At 71.0% G+C, this 18,462-nt stretch carries 17 protein-coding genes and 1 pseudogene; 5 read left to right on the forward strand and 13 right to left on the reverse strand.

What is annotated here, in order from left to right; genetic code table 11:
• Positions 1-8 precede the first annotated feature (8 nt).
• The 9 genes from hisF to hisD are packed head-to-tail and all read right to left on the reverse strand — an operon-like array spanning position 9 to position 6,160.
• Positions 9-770 (reverse strand): imidazole glycerol phosphate synthase subunit HisF, encoded by a 762-nt coding sequence (gene hisF / locus ACWENQ_RS20750; RefSeq protein ID WP_452415681.1) that lies wholly within the window; start codon positions 768-770, stop codon positions 9-11.
• Positions 767-1,171, reverse strand: coding sequence for a Rid family hydrolase (locus ACWENQ_RS20755; RefSeq protein WP_354910537.1), 405 nt, complete (start codon positions 1,169-1,171; stop codon positions 767-769). The genes hisF and ACWENQ_RS20755 overlap by 4 nt, the downstream gene beginning before the upstream one ends.
• A gap of 21 nt (positions 1,172-1,192) precedes the next feature.
• The gene (gene priA / locus ACWENQ_RS20760; RefSeq protein ID WP_354910400.1) at positions 1,193-1,915 is read right to left on the reverse strand and encodes a bifunctional 1-(5-phosphoribosyl)-5-((5-phosphoribosylamino)methylideneamino)imidazole-4-carboxamide isomerase/phosphoribosylanthranilate isomerase PriA; all 723 of its coding nucleotides are present in this window, start codon (positions 1,913-1,915) and stop codon (positions 1,193-1,195) included.
• Between the two features lie 5 nt (positions 1,916-1,920).
• Complete coding sequence (locus ACWENQ_RS20765; protein WP_449920951.1) at positions 1,921-2,250, reverse strand: hypothetical protein; 330 nt, start codon at positions 2,248-2,250, stop codon at positions 1,921-1,923.
• A gap of 51 nt (positions 2,251-2,301) precedes the next feature.
• The gene (hisH, locus tag ACWENQ_RS20770) at positions 2,302-2,934 is read right to left on the reverse strand and encodes an imidazole glycerol phosphate synthase subunit HisH (protein WP_354910398.1); all 633 of its coding nucleotides are present in this window, start codon (positions 2,932-2,934) and stop codon (positions 2,302-2,304) included.
• Positions 2,931-3,086 (reverse strand): hypothetical protein, encoded by a 156-nt coding sequence (locus ACWENQ_RS20775; protein WP_354910395.1) that lies wholly within the window; start codon positions 3,084-3,086, stop codon positions 2,931-2,933. Before ACWENQ_RS20775 ends, hisH begins: the two co-directional genes overlap by 4 nt.
• Positions 3,087-3,129: 43 nt before the next feature.
• The gene (gene hisB, locus ACWENQ_RS20780; protein WP_354910535.1) at positions 3,130-3,741 is read right to left on the reverse strand and encodes an imidazoleglycerol-phosphate dehydratase HisB; all 612 of its coding nucleotides are present in this window, start codon (positions 3,739-3,741) and stop codon (positions 3,130-3,132) included.
• Between the two features lie 44 nt (positions 3,742-3,785).
• Positions 3,786-4,856, reverse strand: coding sequence for a histidinol-phosphate transaminase (locus ACWENQ_RS20785; RefSeq protein ID WP_449920954.1), 1,071 nt, complete (start codon positions 4,854-4,856; stop codon positions 3,786-3,788).
• Entirely contained in the window at positions 4,853-6,160 is a 1,308-nt protein-coding gene (gene hisD / locus ACWENQ_RS20790) for a histidinol dehydrogenase (protein WP_354910390.1), read from the reverse strand. The genes ACWENQ_RS20785 and hisD overlap by 4 nt, the downstream gene beginning before the upstream one ends.
• A 141-nt stretch (positions 6,161-6,301) precedes the next feature.
• On the opposite strand from hisD, the gene ybaK reads away from it, so the two are divergent.
• Both ybaK and ACWENQ_RS20800 read left to right on the forward strand, forming a co-directional pair.
• Complete coding sequence (gene ybaK / locus ACWENQ_RS20795) at positions 6,302-6,799, forward strand: Cys-tRNA(Pro) deacylase (protein ID WP_452415683.1); 498 nt, start codon at positions 6,302-6,304, stop codon at positions 6,797-6,799.
• A 63-nt stretch (positions 6,800-6,862) separates the two neighbouring features.
• On the forward strand, positions 6,863-8,233 hold the full coding sequence (locus ACWENQ_RS20800) for an amidase (RefSeq protein ID WP_452415684.1): 1,371 nt from the start codon (positions 6,863-6,865) through the stop codon (positions 8,231-8,233).
• 30 nt (positions 8,234-8,263) lie between these two features.
• Here ACWENQ_RS20800 and ACWENQ_RS20805 read toward each other — a convergent pair whose 3' ends face one another.
• Positions 8,264-8,782 (reverse strand): hypothetical protein, encoded by a 519-nt coding sequence (locus ACWENQ_RS20805; RefSeq protein WP_449920964.1) that lies wholly within the window; start codon positions 8,780-8,782, stop codon positions 8,264-8,266.
• Positions 8,783-8,848: 66 nt separating this feature from the next.
• Between ACWENQ_RS20805 and murA the strand changes: the two genes are divergently transcribed.
• Together murA and ACWENQ_RS20815 are read left to right on the forward strand one after the other, a co-directional pair.
• A complete protein-coding gene (gene murA / locus ACWENQ_RS20810; RefSeq protein ID WP_449920966.1) occupies positions 8,849-10,159 on the forward strand; it encodes a UDP-N-acetylglucosamine 1-carboxyvinyltransferase in 1,311 nt (436 codons plus the stop codon).
• Between the two features lie 204 nt (positions 10,160-10,363).
• Complete coding sequence (locus ACWENQ_RS20815; protein ID WP_452415686.1) at positions 10,364-12,553, forward strand: transglycosylase domain-containing protein; 2,190 nt, start codon at positions 10,364-10,366, stop codon at positions 12,551-12,553.
• 37 nt (positions 12,554-12,590) lie between these two features.
• On the opposite strand, the gene dnaE is transcribed toward ACWENQ_RS20815, so the two are convergent.
• Positions 12,591-16,118, reverse strand: a complete 3,528-nt coding sequence (gene dnaE, locus ACWENQ_RS20820) for a DNA polymerase III subunit alpha (RefSeq protein WP_452415687.1) — start codon at positions 16,116-16,118, stop codon at positions 12,591-12,593.
• A 184-nt stretch (positions 16,119-16,302) separates the two neighbouring features.
• Here dnaE and ACWENQ_RS20825 point away from each other — a divergent pair, with 184 nt between their 5' ends.
• Positions 16,303-17,670, forward strand: coding sequence for an amino acid permease (locus ACWENQ_RS20825; protein ID WP_354910373.1), 1,368 nt, complete (start codon positions 16,303-16,305; stop codon positions 17,668-17,670).
• On the opposite strand, the gene ACWENQ_RS20830 is transcribed toward ACWENQ_RS20825, so the two are convergent.
• Both ACWENQ_RS20830 and ACWENQ_RS20835 read right to left on the reverse strand, forming a co-directional pair.
• Entirely contained in the window at positions 17,633-17,911 is a 279-nt protein-coding gene (locus tag ACWENQ_RS20830; protein ID WP_449921437.1) for a chorismate mutase, read from the reverse strand. The genes ACWENQ_RS20825 and ACWENQ_RS20830 overlap by 38 nt on opposite strands.
• Before the next feature lie 129 nt (positions 17,912-18,040).
• A pseudogene (locus ACWENQ_RS20835) lies at positions 18,041-18,457 on the reverse strand (chorismate mutase); the annotation flags it as partial.
• Positions 18,458-18,462: the final 5 nt, after the last annotated feature.

An 18,462-nucleotide genomic window follows, 5' to 3' on the forward strand; every position in this document is an offset into this window, starting at 1 on the left:
ACGGCCGGCTACCTGACCGGGTGGCCGGCCTGGCGCAGGCTGTCCTTCACCTCGGAGATCTTCAGCGTGCCGAAGTGGAACACCGACGCGGCCAGTACCGCGTCGGCGCCCGCGGCGACGGCCGGCGGGAAGTGCTCCAGCCGCCCGGCGCCGCCGCTGGCGATCACCGGCACGCTGACCGCGGTCCGCACGGCGCGCAGCATCTCCAGGTCGTAGCCGTCGAGGGTGCCGTCGCCGTCCATGGAGTTGAGCAGGATCTCCCCCACACCGAGCTCCTGGCCGCGCGCCGCCCACTCGACCGCGTCGATGCCGGTGCCGCGCCGCCCGCCGTGCGTGGTGACCTCGAAGCCCGAGGGCGTGCCCGGCGCCCTGCGGGCGTCGACCGACAGCACGACGCACTGGGCGCCGAACCGCCGGGAGGCCTCGGTCAGCAGCTCCGGCCGGGCGATGGCCGCGGTGTTGAGCGACACCTTGTCCGCGCCGGCGCGCAGCAGCCTGTCGACGTCGTCGACCGAACGGACGCCGCCACCCACGGTCAGCGGGATGAAGACCTGCTCGGCGGTCCTGCGGACCACGTCGAACATCGTCTCCCGCTCCCCCGACGAGGCGGTGATGTCGAGGAAGGTCAGCTCGTCGGCGCCCTCCTCGTCGTAGCGGCGGGCCAGCTCCACCGGATCACCCGCGTCGCGCAGGTTCTCGAAGTTGACGCCCTTGACCACCCGTCCCGCGTCCACGTCCAGACACGGGATGACTCGAACCGCGACAGTCATGCTCGAAACGCCTCGATCTCGATCTCCACCAGCATCCGCTTGTCGATCAGCCCGGCCACCCTGACGCCCGTGCACGCGGGCCTGACGTGCCCCAGCACCTCCGACAGCGCGGTGCCGACCGCGTCGTAGTGGCCGTCGTCGACCACGTAGTAGCGCACCATGACCACGTCCTCCCTGGTCAGCCCGGCCGCCTCCACCGCGTCGAGCGCGATGTCGAAGGCGGTCATGGCCTGCCGGTAGGGGTCGCCCTCGTGCTGCACCTCGCCGTCGACGGTGGCCGTGCAGCCGGAGACCACGACCCGCGGCCCCGCCACGACGGCGCGGGCGTAGCCGTACCTGTCCTCCCAGACGCCGCCGGAGAAGATCCTCGTCCCTTCGCGCACGCAGCCTGCCTGGCCCATCACGCGTCCCTCCCTCAGGTCCTAGCCGCGTACCGCGGCCAGGGCGTCTTCCAGCGTGAAAGCCTGCGCGTACAGTGCCTTGCCCACGATCGCGCCCTCCACGCCGTGGGGCGCGAGAGAGGAGAGGGCGACGAGGTCGTCGAGGGAGGAGACCCCTCCACTGGCGACGACGGGCTTGTCGGTTCGATCGCAGACCTGGCGCAGCAGGTCCAGGTTCGGTCCGCGCAGTGTTCCGTCCTTGGTCACGTCCGTCACCACGTACCGGGGGCAGCCGTCGGCATCGAGCCGGTCGAGCACCTCCCAGAGATCGCCGCCCTCCTCGGTCCACCCGCGGGCGGCGAGCGTGGTGCCGCGCACGTCGAGCCCGACCGCGATCTTGTCACCGTGCTCGGCGATGACGCGGCGGCACCAGTCCGGGTTCTCCAGCGCCGCGGTGCCGATGTTGACCCTGCGGCAGCCGGTGGACAGCGCCGCCGCCAGCGAGGCGTCGTCGCGGATGCCGCCGGTCAGCTCCACGTTGATGTCGAGCTTGCCGACCACGTCGGCCAGCAGCTCCCTGTTGGAGCCGCGGCCGAAGGCGGCGTCGAGGTCGACCAGATGGATCCACTCGGCGCCCGCCTCCTGCCAGGCAAGTGCCGCGGTCAGCGGGTCGCCGTAGCCCGTCTCGGTGCCGGCCTCCCCCTGCACGAGGCGTACGGCCTGGCCGTCGACGACATCCACGGCGGGCAGCAGTACGAACGACATGTTCCTCAGGTCCTCCGGTCAAAGGCGAGCGTGACGATCACAGGGACGAACAGCAGGGAGAGCACGAACACGGCCAGGCTGACCTGCCACGACGACCACAGCAGCCAGACCAGCAGCTGGGCGACGAGGAAGAGCACGGCGACGAGGCCGTTCTGCGCCCGCTGGCGGCGGGCGATGAGCCCGCCCTGCCTGGCGTAGCGGACCGGGCGCGGGACCAGCCGGGCGAGCAGGGCGCTGCGGCGCGACCTGCGCGCCATCCGCTCGGCGTTCAGCAGGGCGGCGCGCTCGCGCTCGGCCTCGCGGGCGGCCCGGCGCCGGGCCCGTTCCTTGCTCACGGCACCGCCCCCGACCTGCCGGTGGGCGGGGGCGCCATCACCGCGGCCCGTTCACAGCGTGCCGACCCAGTTCTTCAGCAGGGCCGCACCCGCGTCCCCTGACTTCTCCGGGTGGAACTGGGTGGCCATCAGCGGGCCGTTCTCCACCGCGGCCACGAACGGCACGCCGTGCTCGGCCCAGGTGACCAGCGGTGGGGCGAAGCCCTCGCCCGGATGCAGCTCCCATTCGCGCACGCCGTAGGAGTGGACGAAGTAGAAGCGGGTGTCGGCGTCGATCCCGGCGAACAGCACGCTGCCATCGGGCGCCTTGACGGTGTTCCACCCCATGTGCGGCAGCACGGGGGCCTCCAGGTGCTCGACCGTGCCGGGCCACTCGCCGCACCCCTCGGTGACCACGCCGTGCTCCACGCCGCGCTCGAACAGGATCTGCATGCCGACGCAGATCCCCAGCACGGGACGGCCGGCCGACAGGCGGCGGCCGATGATCCTGTCGCCGATGACGCTCTTCAGCCCCGCCATGCACGCCGCGAAGGCGCCCACGCCCGGCACGACGAGGCCGTCGGCGGCCATGGCGGCGTCGTAGTCGGCGGTGACCGTCACCTGGGCGCCGGTCCTGGCCAGCGCCCGTTCGGCCGAGCGCAGGTTGCCCGAACCGTAGTCGAGGACGACGACGTTCTTGCTCACCACCACAACACCCCCGCCACCAGCGCCATCGCGGCGCCGACGCCGCAGACCACCGCGCCGATCCGCAGGCCCTGCTTGATCAACGACACCACGCCGCCGACCAGGAACAGGCCGATGAAGACCATCACGATCGCCGTCCAGTTGTCGCTCATGCGGCCTCCCCCCGCGCCGGCCCGGTCGTCCGGCGGCACTCGGTCACAGCACGCCCTTGGTGCTCGGGACGCCGATGGCGCGCGGGTCGCGCTCGCTGGCCTCGCGCAGCGCCCTGGCCAGCGCCTTGAACTGGGCCTCGACGATGTGGTGGGCGTTGCGCCCGTACGGCACGCGCACGTGCAGGCAGACGGCCGCCTGGGCGACGAACGACTCGAGGATGTGCCGGGTCATCGTCGTGTCGTACTCGGGACCGATCATGGGGGCCATGCCGTCGGGCTCGGAGTGCACCAGGTAGGGGCGTCCGGACAGGTCGACGGTCACCTCGGCGAGCGCCTCGTCCAGCGGGCAGGACGCGTTGCCGTAGCGCCTGATGCCGGACTTGTCGCCCAGCGCCTCGCGGAAGGCGGCGCCCAGTGCCAGCGCGGTGTCCTCGATGGTGTGGTGCGAGTCGATGTGCAGGTCGCCCTCGGTCTTGACGGTCAGGTCGAACAGACCGTGCTTGCCGAGCTGGGCAAGCATGTGGTCGTAGAACCCGACCCCGGTGGCGACGTCGACCACGCCGGTGCCGTCGAGGTTCACCTCGACCAGGACCGACGTCTCCTTCGTCACCCGCTCGACACGTCCGACTCGAGCGCGGCCGCCTTCGTCGGCCACCTTCGATGCCGAGCTGTGTCGATCGGTTCGCTCGCTGCGCTCACTCACAGGACCCCCTCCAGGGCTGCACGGAATGCCGTCATCTCCTCAGTGGTGCCGATCGACACCCGCAGCCACTCGGGCGGCCCGACCTCGCGGATCAGGACGCCTCGCTGGAGCAGCCCCTCCCAGATCGTGCGCCGGTCGCCGAACCGGCCGAACAACACGAAGTTCGCGTCCGAATCGGCGACCGTCAAGCCCTTGCCGCGCAACCATTCGACGATGTCGTCGCGCTCGCGCCGGAGCGTGTCGACGGTGCCGAGCAGCTCGGCCCGGTGCCGCAGCGCGACCCTGGCCGTGGCCTGCGTGACCGTCGACAGGTGGTACGGCAGCCGGACCAGCAGCATCGCCTCGACCACGGCCGGGTGCGCGGCCAGGTAGCCCAGGCGGGTGCCCGCCATGGCGAACGCCTTGGACATCGTCCGCGTCACGATCAGCCGGGGGTGGTCGGCCAGCAGCGTCAGCGCCGACGGCGTGCCGGTGCGGGCGAACTCGGCGTAGGCCTCGTCCACCACGACCATGCCGGGAGCGGCCGCGGCGACCCGCGCGATGGTCTCCAGCGGCAGCGCGGTGCCGGTCGGGTTGTTGGGCGAGGTCAGGAAGACGATGTCGGGCCGGTGCTCCTCGACCGCGGCGACGGCCTTGCCGGGGTCGAGCGAGAAGTCCTCCTCGCGCGCGCCCGAGATCCACTCCGTGCTGGTGCCGGTGGTGATGATCGGGTGCATGGAGTAGGACGGCTCGAAGCCGATCGCGGTGCGCCCGTGGCCGCCGAAGGCCTGCAGGATCTGCTGGAGCACCTCGTTGGAGCCGTTGGCGGCCCAGACCATGTCGCGGGTCAGCCCGTGGCCCAGGTAGTCGGCCAGGTCCTGGCGCAGGGCCAGGGCGTCCCTGTCGGGGTAGCGGTTGAGCGCCGCCGCGCCGCGCCTGATCTCCTCGGCCAGGTCGTCGACCAGCGCCTGGGAGGGCGGGTAGGGGTTCTCGTTGGTGTTGAGCTGCACCGGCACGTCGAGCTGGGGAGCACCGTACGGCTTGCGCCCCCGCAGGTCGTCGCGGATCGGCAGGTCGTCGAACCTCATGAGGGGATCTCCCAGTCGAACCTCGCGCGGATGGCGGCGCCGTGGGCGGGCAGGTCCTCGGCGTCGGCGAGCACGCAGGTGTGCTCGGCCGCCCCGGCCAGCGCCTCGCGGGTGTAGTCGATCACGTGGATGCCGCGCAGGAACGACTGGACCGACAGCCCGCTGGAGTGGCAGGCGCACCCGCCGGTGGGCAGCACGTGGTTGGAGCCGGCGAGGTAGTCGCCCAGGCTCACCGGGCTGTAGGGACCGACGAAGATCGCGCCGGCGTTGCGCACCCTGGCCGCCACCTCGGCCGCTCCGGCCGTCTGGATCTCCAGGTGCTCGGCGGCGTAGGCGTCGACGACCCTGAGCCCGGCGGCCAGGTCGTCGACCAGCACGATGCCCGACTGCCGGCCGGCCAGCGCCTCGGAGATCCGCTCGGAGTGGCGGGTCGCGGCGACCTGTCCCGGCAGTTCCTTCTCGACCGCCTCGGCCAGCTCGACGCTGTCGGTGACCAGCACGGCCGCCGCGATGACGTCGTGCTCGGCCTGGCTGATGAGGTCGGCGGCCACGTGCCGGGGGTCGGCGGTGGCGTCGGCGAGGATGGCGATCTCGGTGGGGCCCGCCTCGGAGTCGATGCCGATGACGCCCTTGAGCAGCCGCTTGGCCGCGGCCACCCAGATGTTGCCTGGTCCGGTCACCATGGTGGCGGCCGGGCACTCCTCGGTGCCGTAGGCGAACATCGCCACGGCCTGCGCCCCGCCGACGGAGTAGACCTCGTCCACGCCGAGCAGCGCGCAGGCGGCCAGGATCGTGGGGTGCGGCAGCCCGCCGAACTCCTTCTGCGCGGGGCTGGTGACGGCCAGCGACTCGACGCCCGCCTCCTGGGCGGGGACGACGTTCATGACCACGCTGGAGGGGTAGACCGCGCGCCCGCCCGGCACGTAGAGGCCGACGCGCTCGACCGGCACCCACCGCTCGGTGACCGTGCCGCCGGGGACCACCTGGGTCGTGGTGTCGGTGCGCCGCTGGTCGCGGTGCACCTTCCTGGCCCGCGTGATCGACTCGACGAGGGCGGCCCTGACCTTGGGGTCAAGGTCGTCCAGCGCCTGCCGGATCGCCTCGGCGGGAACCCTGGCGGACGTGATCTCGACACCGTCGAACCTGGCGGTCAGCTCGCGAACGGCTGCCGCCCCGCGATGGCGCACCGCGTCGCAGATGGGCCGCACCTTCTCCAGGGCGGCCTCGACGTCGAGTTCGGCGCGGGGCAGCACGTCGCGCAGGTTCTCCGGCAGAGAGCCGCGCAGGTCGATACGGGAAATCACCCATACAGTCTACGGACAGTCTCAGGCACAACCGCTTCTGTCCATATTGCGGGACAGCCAGAGCATTCGCCGTATTTCTCCATGCATGGCGGGGCATTTCCGCAGGCACGGCGTGGCCGCCGATCCTCTACGATCGGCACCGTGAGCAAGGCGAAGAAGGGCGGGCAGGGCACCCCCGCGACGGTCGCGCTGGCCAAGGCACAGGTCGACTTCACGCTCCACCCCTACGAGCACGACGCCAACGCCCAGGCCTACGGCGAGGAGGCCGCCGACGCGCTGGGCCTGCCGTACGACAGGATCTTCAAGACGCTGGTGGCGGAGGTCGAGAGCGGGCTCGCGGTGGCGGTCGTGCCGGTGGCGGGCAAGCTCGACCTGAAGGCGTTCGCCGCGGCGCTGGGCGGCAAGCGGGCCGCGATGGCCGACGCGGCGAAGGTCGAGCGGGTCACCGGTTACGTGGTCGGCGGCATCAGCCCCCTCGGGCAGCGCAAGCGGCTGCCCACCGTGGTCGACGCCTCCGCGCTGAGCTTCGAGACGATCTACTTCTCGGCCGGCAAGCGCGGCCTGCAGATCGAGACCGCGCCGGCGAACCTGGTCGAGCTCACCGGGGCGGCCACCGCGCCGATCGCCAAGACCGGTTGAGGGCCGGTCAGCTGGCAATCCTTGCCATCGCCGGGCGCGGGCGCATGCGGCAGGATCGCAAGAGTGACCGAACTGCACTACCTCACCGCCACTGAGATGGCCCGCCTGGTGCGGGCCCGCGAGGTGAGCGCCGTCGAGCTGCTCGAGGCCCACCTGGCGCGCATCGAGCAGGTCAACCCGGCCGTCAACGCCATCGTGACGCTGGTCGCCGAGCGGGCGCTGGACCAGGCCAAGGCGGCCGACGCGGGCGAGCCCCGAGGCCCGCTGCACGGCGTGCCCGTGGCCCACAAGGATCTCGTCGACACCGCGGGCATCAGGACCACGTACGGCTCGCCGCTGTTCGCCCACCACGTCCCCGGCCAGGACGACCTGCTGGTCGAGCGGCTCAGGAAGGCCGGGGCGATCACGGTGGGCAAGACCAACACGCCCGAGTTCGGCACCGGCTCGCACACCGTCAACGAGGTGTTCGGCGCCACCCGCAACCCCTACGACCTGTCCAGATCCGCCGGCGGCAGCAGCGGGGGCGCCGCGGCCGCGCTGGCCACCGGGATGGTGCCGCTGGCCGACGGCTCCGACATGGGCGGCTCGCTGCGCAACCCGGCCAGCTTCTGCAACGTGGTCGGCCTGCGCCCGACGCCGGGCCGCGTTCCCGACATCTCCGACACCGCCGCCTGGTACACGCTGGCGGTCTCGGGGCCGATGGCCAGGACCGTCGAGGACCTGGAGCTCATGCTGTCGGTGATGTCCGGCTTCGACCCGCGCTCGCCGTACGCGATCACCGAGCCGTACACCCCCGCCCCGGAGACCTCCGTGCGCGGCCTGCGGGTGGCCTTCAGCCCCGACCTCGGCGGCCTGCCCGTCGACCCCGAGACCGCGGCGGTCACGGAGGCGGCGGTGCGGGTGCTCGACCGGCTCGGCGCCGTCGTGGAGCGCGTGGACCTCGACCTGTCCGACGCCGACGACGCCTTCAGGACCTACCGCGCCTGGTACTACGCGCTGAGCTTCGGCGAGCTGGAGAGGCTGGGCGCCAACACCGCCTGGAACGTCGAGCAGGGCCGTACGGTGACCGGCGCCGACCTGGCCCGCGCCGAGAAGCTGCGCAGCGGCCTCTACCAGCGCATGGCCGCCTTCTTCAACACCTACGACGTGCTGGTCGCGCCGGTCAGCCAGGTGCCGCCGTTCCCCGTCGAGCGGCCCTACGTCGACGAGATCAACGGTGTGAAGCTGCCCGACTACCTGGCCTGGATGCGCTCGGCGTACTGGATCAGCGTCCTGCACGCCCCCGCGGCCTCGGTGCCGGCCGGCTTCACCTCGACGGGGCTGCCGGTGGGCGTGCAGATCGTCGGCCGGCCGTTCGCCGACGCCAGGGTGCTGCGCGTGGCCCGCGCCTTCGAGCAGGCCACCGGGTACGGCTCGCGCCGCCCCGATCTGTAGCCCGGCCTGTAGCGCGGCCTGAAGAGCGGTCTAGAGCCCCTCGATCTCCCCGTACGGCCGGCGCAGCGGCGACTCGCGGTAGGCGACCACGGCCTCCATCGTCCCGTAGAGCCCCACCGCGAGCAGCGGCCAGGCCACCAGCACGCCCTTGGCGGTCAGGACGAGCGCTCCGGCCACCACCTTCACGCCGGGCACGGCGGCGGCGGCCTCCACGGTGACCGTGGCGAGGGTGAAGGTCGTGCCGGCCCACTGCGCGACGAAGGCCGCGGCGGCGCCACCGGCCGCCAGCCCGAGCAGCACCTCCAGGCGCCTGTCACGGGCCAGGTTCCACGCCACGACCGCGCAGACCAGCCCGATGCCGCCCGTGACCACGGCGAACCAGCCGTCGGCGGCGATGAGGGCCTGGGTGGAGGGGTCGGCCAGCACCGGCCGGCCGTTGACGATCGCGTAGGGCGCCCGGGGCGCGAGCAGGGACCAGGCCAGACCCGCGGGGACGCCGAGGGCGGCCAGCGCCAGAACGGTCACCGCGAAAGCCCGCACATGCCCCACGAGGCCACTCCCCCTCACAAGTGTGTCCGAACCTGCTCGATGGTATCCCCCGGCTAGGCTCATGCCGTGATTGAAGACAAGGTCTGGCTGATCGAGCCCTCAGGTCCGCTGCGTGGCGATGTGGAGGTCCGCGGATCCAAGAACGCGGTGTCGAAGCACATGGTGGCGGCCATGCTCGGCACCGGTGAGAGCTCCATCCACAACGCCCCCGAGGTGGGTGAGGTCGGCATCACCGCGGCGATGCTGGAAGCGCTCGGCATCCACGTGGAGATCACCAAGAAGGAGATCAGGATCGCGAAGGGGCAGGAGATCCAGCCCCGCGTGCCCAACGCCTTCAGCGGCCTGAACCGCATCCCCATCCTCATGCTGGGCCCGCTGCTCCACCTGGCCGGCGAGGCGTTCGTGCCGCTGGTCGGCGGCGACCCCATCGGACGCAGGCCGGTCAACTTCCACGTCGAGGCGCTGCGCACCATGGGCGCCGAGGTCGAGGTGGGCGAGGACGGCATCCACGCCAAGGCGACCAGGTTGCGCGGCGCCAGGATCCAGCTGCCCTACCCCAGCGTCGGCGCGACCGAGACGATCCTGATGTCGGCGGTGCTCGCCGAGGGCAAGACCGTCATCAAGAACGCCGCCATGGAGCCCGAGGTGGTCGAGCTGGCGCTGTTCCTGCAGCGGATGGGCGCCAGGATCGAGCTGTCCCCCGACCGGCGGATCGTCATCGAGGGCGTGCCCGAACTGCACGGCGCGCAGACCTGGCTCGCGGGCGACCGCATCGAGGCCTTCTCCTACCTGGCGGCGGGCCTCATCACCAGGGGCGAGGTGCGGGTGCACGGCTGCCCGCAGGACCGCCTGGTCACCGCGATCACCACGCTGGCCAGGATGGGCGCCCAGTTCGACATCAACGACGACTACATCTGCGCCACCGCGCCGCCCGAGGGGCTGCGTTCGGCGGCCGTGCAGACCGACACCCATCCCGGGTTCATGACCGACTGGCAGACGCCGCTGATGGTGCTGTTCACCCAGAGCCAGGGCATGTCGGTGCTGCACGAGACGGTCTTCGAGAACCGCCTGGTCTACGTGCCCGCGCTGCAGCAGATGGGCTGCGAGATCGAGGTCTTCGACCAGTGCCTCGGTGGTCCGGCCTGCCGCTACCACGACACCAACGCCAAGCACTCGGCCGTGGTGCGCGGGGTGTCCAAGCTGCGCGGCGCCGACGTGATGCTGCCCGACATCAGGGCGGGCTTCTCGGCGGTGCTGGCCGCCGCGGTGGCCGACGGCTCCTCCAGGCTGCGCGGCGTGCACCACATCGAGCGCGGCTACCACCGCCCGTTCGAGCAGTTCCGCTCGCTCGGCCTGGACCTCCACCGAGAGGGCTGACCGGGCACGGCCGTCAACCGGACAGAGGAGGCTGACCGGGCACGGCCGTCAACCGGGGACACAGAGGAGGGTGACCGGGCACGGCCGTTAACCGGACAGAGGGGGCCGATCGGGCGCGGCGCGCGTTCCATGAGCGCGTTTGCAGATCGCAAAGGCTGCTGAAGCAGGCGTTTGGCGCCCTCGTCCGCGTTGCAGATCATCTGAGTGACTGTGCTCAGATGCGTCGTCGGGCTCGGCATGGCGGGCGCGATCGGCGGCGTGCTGACCGCGGCGGTGGCGGTCCCGGCGGTCAGCGGGGCCGGAATCGCCGTCCGCGAAGCCGCCGCCACCTTCACCGACCTGCCACCCGCCCCGCGCGAGGAGCCGCTGTCGCAGGTCACCACGCTGCTGGACAAGAACGGCAAGCCGTTCGCGCAGTTCTACAAGGCCAACCGGACGCCCGTGACGCTCGCCCAGGTGGCGCCGGCGATGCGCGACGCCATCGTGGCCATCGAGGACGCCCGCTTCTACGAGCACGCCGGCCTGGACATCAAGGGCACGCTGCGCGCGATCATCACCAACACCCAGGCGGGCGGCATCAAGCAGGGCGGCTCGTCGCTGACCCAGCAGTTGGTGAAGAACATCCTGGTCGAGAACGCCGACACCGAGAAGGAACGGCAGGCCGCCCGCGCGCCCAACCTGTCCCGCAAGATCAGCGAGCTGCGTTACGCCCTGGCGCTGGAGGACAAGTACCGCAAGGACGAGATCCTCGAGCGTTATCTCAACATCGCCTACTTCGGGGCGGGCGCCTACGGGGTCGAGGCTGCGGCCCGGCGCTTCTTCTCCACCACGGCCGGCAGCCTCACGCTGGCCCAGGCGGCGACGCTGGCGGGGGCGGTGCGCCTGCCGTACACCACCGATCCTTCACTGGGCCCTGAACGGCGGGCGCGGCTGCTGGAGCGCCGCGACATCGTCCTGGACCGCATGGCGAGCCTGAACATGATCTCCGCCGAGACGGCGGCGGCCACCAAACGGCAGCCGCTGGACATCAGGCTGCGGCCCGAACCCGGCGGGTGCGCCGAGAGCGAGTACCCGTACTTCTGCCTCTACGTGCAGCGCGAACTGCTGACCAACCCCGTCTTCGGCGACACCACGGCCGAACGGGAGCGCCGCCTGTCCATGGGCGGGCTCGTGCTGCGCACCACGCTCGACCCCGTCGCGCAGCGCGCCGCCGAGCAGGCGATCAGGCAGCGGGTCCACCCCGTGGACACCGAGGTCGCCGCCGAGGCGATGGTCGAGCCCGGCACGGGCAGGATCAGGGCGCTGGCGGCCAGCAAGAGGTTCGGCCGCAATCCCGGCGACCGCAAGAACGGGCCCAGGACCACCTTCAACCTGCCCGCCGACGTCAAGCACGGCGGCGGGATGGGACTGCAGGCCGGCTCGACGTTCAAGGCGTTCACCCTGGCCACCGCGCTCAAGCAGGGCTGGCGCTTCGACCAGGGCTTCAAGACGCCCGGCAGCTTCGTCCCCGCCGACGGCTACCGCAACTGCGCGGGCCGGCCGGTCAACGCGCCGGCCACCACGATCTACAACGCCAGCGGCGAGGGCAAGGGCGGCCCGCACAGCCTGTCCACGGGCACGTGGAACTCGGTGAACATCTTCTACATGATGCTGGAGCGCAGGGTCGGCCTGTGCGAGGTGGTCAAGACGGCCAAGTCGCTGGGCATCGTCAGGGCCGACGGCACTCCGCTGCGCGAGGTGCCCACCTTCACGCTCGGTGTCAACGAGATGGACCCGCTCACCGTGGCCGCCGCCTTCGCCGCCTTCGCCGCCCGCGGGCGCTACTGCCGTCCGATGGCGCTCGTCGACATCACCGACAGCCAGGGGCTGCGCACCACCGTGCGGCCCACCTGCTCGCAGGCGCTGGAGCGGGACGTGGCCGACGCGGTCAACCACGTGCTGTCCGGGGTGTTCACCAAGGGCACGATGAAGGGGCAGGGCATCGGCAGGCCCGCGGCGGGCAAGACCGGCACCACCGACGGCTACACCGCGGCCTGGTTCGCCGGATACACCCCTGACCTCGCGGCGGCGGTGAGCGTGGGCGACATCCGCGGCTCCTACCGCTATCCGCTGCAGGGGGTGACGATCGGCGACGAGTCGTACGGCTCGGTGCAGGGCGCGTCGCTGCCGGGGCCGATCTGGGTGGCCTCGATGGAGTCGGCGCTGCGCGACACCGACCCGACGTCGTTCACCCGCCCCGACATGAGCCGCTTCGGCGGCGGGCACACCCCGGGGCTGGCCAAGGCGGAGGCCGCGGCCCGGCGCGCCGAGATCCGCCGCTACGTGCAGAAGTACCGCGAGCGGTACCGCCGGTTCTACCGGTGGATGACCAGACACCAGGCCCGCCGCCGCTGACCGGACGGGTGACGAGGGCGGGCCGCCGGTGCCGGTGTCAGCCGCCCAGGCAGGCGGGGCCGAGGAGTTGCTTGAGGTCGCCCATGAGGGCCGGTGAGGGTGTCACCCGCAGCCGGTCCTCCACCCGCATGACCGTGGTCTTGGGGCCGTTGTGCACCTGCAGGTGCACCTCGGAGGTGCCGGGGTGGGTGGTCAGGATCTCCTTCAGCCGGCCGACCACCGGCGGCGTGCACCGGCTCAGCGGCAGGCTGACCAGCAGCGGGCCGCCCGCCTCCTGGGTGAGGTCGGGCGCCGTCACCTCCATCGCGATGATCTTGGCCACGTCTTCGCGCTTGTCGATGCGCCCCTTGACGAAGACGATGGCGTCCTCGGCCAGGATCGTCGAGCACAGCTGGTAGGCCGACGGGAAGATCATCACCTCGATCGCGCCCTCGAGGTCCTCCAGCTGGGTCAGCACCCAGGTGTCGCCCTTCTTGGTGACCTTGCGCTGCACGCCCGACAGGATGCCGCCGACCGTCACGACCTGACCGTCGGCGCGGCTCTCGTCCTGCAGCGAGGCGATCGAGCAGTCGGCACCGGAGGCCAGGATGTGCTCCACGCCGAACAGCGGGTGGTCGGAGACGTAGAGGCCGAGCATCTCCCGCTCGAACTGCAGCAGGGTGTTCTTGTCCCACTCGCCGACCGGAATCTGCACGTCGAAGGTCTGGTCCTCGCCGCCGTCGACGGCGCCGAACAGGGAGTCCTGGCCGATGGCCTCGTTCTTCTTGATGTCGATGATCGCGTCGACGGCCTGCTCGTGCACCATGACCAGGCCCTTGCGGACGTGGCCGAGGGAGTCGAAGGCGCCCGCCTTGATCAGCGACTCGATCACCCGCTTGTTGCAGACGATCGCCGGCACCTTGCGCAGGAAGTCCTTGAAGTCGGCGTAGCGGCCCTTCTCCTTGCGGGCCGCCAGGATGCCGTCGACGACGTTGCCGCCGACGTTGCGGATGGCCGACAGGCCGAAGCGGATGTCGGTGTCGTGCGGCGTGAAGTCGAAGTCGGAGTCGTTGACGTCCGGCGGGAAGACCTTGATGCCCATGCGGCGGCACTCGTTGAGGTAGAGGGCCGACTTGTCCTTGTCGTCCTTGACCGAGGTGAGCAGCGCGGCCATGTAGGCGGCCGGGTAGTTGGCCTTGAGGTAGGCGGTCCAGTACGCGACCAGGCCGTAGCCGGCGGTGTGGGCCTTGTTGAAGGCGTAGTCGGAGAAGGGCAGCAGGATGTCCCACAGGGCCTTGATGGCAGCCGGCGAGAAGCCGTTGTCCTTCATGCCCTTCTCGAAGTACTCGTACTGCTTGTCCAGCTCGGACTTCTTCTTCTTGCCCATGGCGCGGCGCAGCAGGTCGGCGCCGCCGAGGGAGTAGCCGGCCACCCGCTGGGCGATGGCCATGACCTGCTCCTGATAGACGATCAGGCCGTAGGTCGTGTCGAGGATGTCCTTGAGCGGCTCCTCCAACTCCGGGTGGATCGGGGTGATCTCCTGCTGGCCGTTCTTGCGCAGCGCGTAGTTGGTGTGCGAGTTGGCGCCCATCGGGCCGGGCCGGTAGAGCGCGAGGGCGGCGGAGATGTCCTCGAAGTTGTCGGGGCGCATGAGCCGCATGAGCGAGCGCATGCCGCCGCCGTCGAGCTGGAAGATGCCGAGGGTGTCGCCGCGGGCCAGCAGCTCGTAGGTCTTGACGTCGTCGAGCGGCAGGTCGAGCAGCTCGATCTTCTCGCCGCTGGTGAGCTCGATGGCCTTCAGGCAGTCGTCGATGATCGTGAGGTTGCGCAGGCCCAGGAAGTCCATCTTCAGCAGGCCGAGCGTCTCGCAGGTCGGGTAGTCGAACTGCGTGATGATCGCGCCGTCGGAGTCGCGGCGCATGATCGGGATGTAGTCGGTGAGCACCTCGGCGGACATGATGACGCCGGCGGCGTGGACGCCGGTCTGCCTGATCAGGCCCTCCAGGCCCCTGCCGAGGTCCATCGTCGCCTTGACGTCGACGTCCTCCTCGTACAGGCGGCGCAGCTCGCCGGCCTCGGCGTAGCGGGGGTGGTCCTTGTCGAAGATGCCCGACAGCGGGATGTCCTTACCCATCACCGCGGGCGGGAAGGCCTTGGACACCCGGTCGCCCAGCGCGTACGGGTAGCCCAGCACGCGACCGGCGTCCTTGATGGCGGCCTTCGCCTTGATGGTGCCGAACGTGGCGATCATGGCGACCTTGTCGGCGCCCCACTTCTCGGTGACGTAGCGGATCACGTCGGCCCGCCTGCGCTCGTCGAAGTCGATGTCGACGTCGGGCATGGAGACACGTTCGGGGTTGAGGAACCGCTCGAAGATCAGGCCGTGCGGGATCGGGTCGAGGTCGGTGATGCCGAGCGCGTAGGCCACCAGCGAACCGGCCGCCGAACCACGGCCGGGACCCACCCTGATGCCGTTGTTCTTGGCCCACATGATGAAGTCGGCGACCACGAGGAAGTAGCTCGGGAAGCCCATCTGGAGGATGACGCCGAGCTCGTTCTCGGCCCAGGCCCGGTGCTCCTCGTCCACGCCGTCGGGGAAGCGCCGCTCCAGGCCCTTCCACACCTCCTGGCGGAAGAACTCCTCCTCGGTCATCCCGTCGGGGATGGGGAAGGTCGGCATGAGGTTCTTGTGCGTGAAGAACCCCGTCGGGTCGACCTTCTCGGCCACCAGCAGCGTGTTGCGGCAGCCCTCGGCCCACAGGTCCGAGGAGTCGACGGCGCGCATCTCGTCGGCCGACTTGATGTAGTAGCCGCTGCCGTCGAAGCGGAAGCGGTCGGGGTCGGACAGCTGCTTGCCGGTCTGGATGCACAGCAGGGCGTCGTGGGAGGCGGCGTCGGACTCGTAGGTGTAGTGCGAGTCGTTGGTGACCAGCGGGGGGATGCCCAGTTCCTTGCTGATCCTGGTCAGCCCGTCGCGGACCCTGCGCTCGATGTCGAGCCCGTGGTCCATGATCTCCAGGAAGTAGTTGTCCTTGCCGAAGATGTCCTGGAACCTCGCGGCGGCCTTGACGGCCTCGTCGTACTGGCCGAGGCGCAGCCTGGTCTGCACCTCGCCGGAGGGGCAGCCGGTGGTGGCCATCAGGCCGTCGGCGTGCTCGGCGAGGATCTCGGCGTCCATGCGCGCCCACTTGCGCACGAAACCCTCGGTGTAGGCCCGCGACGACAGGCGCATCAGGTTGTGCAGGCCCGCCCTGTTGCGCGCCCAGATCGTCATGTGGGTGTAGTAGCCACCCGCGGAGACGTCGTCCTTCTTCTGGTGCGGCTCGCCCCAGAGCACCGGCCGCTTGTTGTGGCGCAGCTCGGGGGCGACGTAGGCCTCGATGCCGATGATCGGCTTGATGTCGGCTGCGGTCGCCTGCCTGTAGAAGTCGTAGGCGCCGTGCATGTTGCCGTGGTCGGTGATGGCGATGGCGGGCATGCCCAGCTCGCCGACCTGTTTGAACATCTGCTTGAGGCGCGCGGCCCCGTCCAGCATGGAGTACTCGGTGTGTACGTGCAGGTGTACAAACGAGTCGCTGGACGACATGGAGCGGCGCCTCCTCGATCGAGAGCGGATGTGCAGGCTTCGAGCCTAGTGCTCCGCACCGACTTTTCCGGCCGTCGACGCCACCGTCTGACGAGGTGTACGGCCTCGGCTACAGGTTGCCCGGCGAGCCCTCGCGAACCTTTCCAGCCTGCGCATATATCGTTCTTGTGACGAAGGAGACACGGTGTGCGCGCAGCTGGAAGAGGGGTACTCCCACGCGCTGGGCAACCGCCAGGTGCAGATGATCGCGATCGGCGGTGCCATCGGCGTCGGGCTGTTCCTCGGCGCGGGCGGGCGTCTGGCCGCGGCGGGGCCCGCGCTCGTGCTGTCGTACGCGGTGGCCGGCCTGGCCGCCTTCTTCGTCATGCGGGCGCTCGGCGAGCTGGTGCTCTACCGGGCCACCTCGGGCTCCTTCGTGGAGTACGCGGCCGAGTTCATCGGACCGTGGGCCGCCTTCACCAGCGGCTGGATGTACTGGATCAACTGGGCCTTCACCGGCATCGCCGAGCTGACGGCGGTCGCCACCTACGTCCACTACTGGGCGCCACGCTTCCCGCAGTGGCTGACCGCGCTGATCGCGCTGGGCTTCGTGCTGACGGTCAACCTGCTGTCGGTCCGCGTCTTCGGCGAGCTGGAGTTCTGGTTCGCCCTGCTGAAGGTGCTTGCCATCTGCGCCTTCCTGGTCGCCGGCCTGTTCCTGGTGATCACCGGCGCGAACGTGGGCGGCACCCAGGCCGGCGCGGCCAACCTCGTGGCCCACGGCGGGTTCTTCCCCAACGGCTTCCCCGTCGTGCTGATGAGCCTGCAGGCGGTCGTCTTCGCCTACGCCTCGATCGAGCTGGTGGGCATCGCGGCGGGTGAGACCAAGAACCCCCGGCAGGTCATGCCGAGGGCGATCAACGGCGTGGTGTGGCGCATCGCGGTCTTCTACGTGGGCTCGATCCTGCTGCTGGCCATGGTGCTGCCGTGGACCGCCTACAGCGCCGACGAGTCACCGTTCGTCACGGTCTTCGACCACCTGGGGGTGCCCTGGGTGGCCGACGCGATGAACCTCGTCGTCATCACGGCGGCCACCTCCTCCTTGAACTCGGGCCTGTACTCGACCGGGCGCATCGTGCGGGCCATGGCGCTGAAGGGCGAGGCGCCGCACTTCACCGGCAACCTGAGCTCCCGCCACGTCCCCTACGGGGGGATCCTGATGACCGCGGCGGTCTTCCTCGCGGGGGTCGTGCTGTTCTACTTCCTCCCCGAGCGGGCCTTCGCCATCGCCACCGCCGTCGCCTCGCTCGGCGTGATCACCACGTGGGGCACCCTGGTGTACTGCCAGCTGCTGCTGCGGCGTACCGGGCACCGCTCGAGCTTCCCGATGCCGGGCTCGCCGTACGCCAACTGGTTCACGCTGGGCTTCCTGGCGCTGGTGGTGGTGCTGATGGCCTTCGCCGACCAGGACCAGCGGGTGGCCTTCTTCCTCATCCCCGTGCTCGCCGCGGCCATCGCCCTCGGGTGGAAGGTGGTCAGCTCTCCTCGGCGAGGTGCAGGCCCGCTTCGATGACCGCGTTCATGATCGGGGCGAGGCGCTCGACGCCGAGCCTGGGCGCGCGCTCGGCCATCCTGGCCACCAGCTGACGTTCCCGCTCCATGTCGCGGCCGGCGAACCCGCCGACGGGCTTGAGCGACTGGATGACACCGGCCAGCTCGGCCCGCCGTTCGAGGAGGGTGGCGAGGGCGGCGTCCACCCTGTCGACGGCGGCTCGGGCCTCGGCAAGGGTCTCGGGGGTGTCGTGGCGCGCCAGCGCGCCGAAGAGCGTGGCCGCCTCGCGCGCCTGGGCGACCTCCTCGTCGGCGGCCGAGGGCGACAGCAGCAGGCCGTCGGCGCCCGCCGCGACGGCGGCGCCGGCCAGGGAGGGGTCGGCGGAGACCTCGGCCAGCACCGGCCGTCCCGAGCGGGCCTTGGCGGCGCGCAGCAGCGACAGGTCGAGGGCCAGGTGGCCGGCGGGGGTCTGACCGCCGCTCTCGCACAGGGCCACCTGGTCGTTGCCCTCGGCCGCGCAGGAGTCGGCGACGGCCAGCCACTCCTCCAGGGTCGCGGCGTGGCCGCGCTGGACGATCACCGGCAGGCCGAGCCTGGCCGCCGCCCGCACCAGCGGGAGGTCCCGCATCCAGGCCGCCCCCACCACCACGCCCGCGGCGCGCTCGGCGATGGCGGGCAGGTCGTCGGCCGAGGACGGCTCGACGTACACCGGGCCGTCGAGCACGTCCTCCACCCGCACCCGCCCGTGGTGCGGGCGCAGGCTGATCCATCGGGTGACGGCGGGACGCTTTTCGAGGGTGGAAGACATCTCGA

It is taken from the genome of Nonomuraea sp. NPDC004354, assembly GCF_053602555.1.